Raw genomic sequence first — 896 nt, 5'->3', positions numbered from 1 at the left:
GTACCGAGCATCGATCCATCTACAGGCATCGTAAGCATTCCTGAGAACACCCCAGCGGGAACATATACAATCACATACCAGATTTGTGAGGATCTTAACCCTACGAACTGCTCGACGGCCTCTGTAGAGGTTACGGTAGAAGCGGCAGAGATAGCGGCGACTGATGACGACTTCGGTCCGATCAATGGCCTAGACGGCACAGAGAACGCGGGCAATGTGTTGACAAACGACACGTTGAACGGAGATCCAGTAGATCCATCCGAGGTTACGTTGTCGGTAGGAGGCACAGAGGTCATCACTCCTGTATCGTTCCTAGACGCGGACARCAACCCAACTACTCAGGTAGTATTGAATGCAGACGGCAGTGTAGACGTTCTTGCCGGTACGCCTGCGGGTACCTATACGTTGGARTACAGCATCTGTGAGGTATTGAATCCGGACAACTGTGCTACGGCGACGATAAGCATCACGGTAGAAGCGGCAGAGATAGTGGCGACTGATGACACGGTGATAGACATCAACGGTTACGATGGTGAGGATGATGTAGTGAATGTGTTTGGTAATGACACGTTGAACGGAGATCCTGTATCGATAGATGATGTGACGTTGACGATAGTTACGGCAGCGACACCGATCAACGGCGGTCCTGTACCGAGCATCGATCCATCTACAGGCATCGTAAGCATTCCTGAGAACACCCCAGCGGGAACATATACAATCACATACCAGATTTGTGAGGATCTKAACCCTACGAACTGCTCGACGGCCTCTGTAGAGGTTACGGTAGAAGCGGCAGAGATAGCGGCGACTGATGACGACTTCGGTCCGATCAATGGCCTAGACGGCACAGAGAACGCGGGCAATGTGTTGACAAACGACACGTTGAACGGAGATCC

At 51.7% G+C, this 896-nt stretch carries 1 protein-coding gene; it reads left to right on the top strand.

Annotated elements, in window-relative coordinates:
* Window positions 1-896: hypothetical protein (locus MM213_RS20685; RefSeq protein ID WP_241414781.1), on the top strand; the 896-nt coding region annotated here is incomplete at both ends.

Origin of the sequence: Belliella alkalica, assembly GCF_022549785.1 — a bacterium.
Lineage (GTDB): Bacteria > Bacteroidota > Bacteroidia > Cytophagales > Cyclobacteriaceae > Belliella > Belliella alkalica.
The sequence above is the reverse complement of the archived record's forward strand: the minus strand, read 5'-3'. Positions and strand labels throughout refer to the sequence as shown.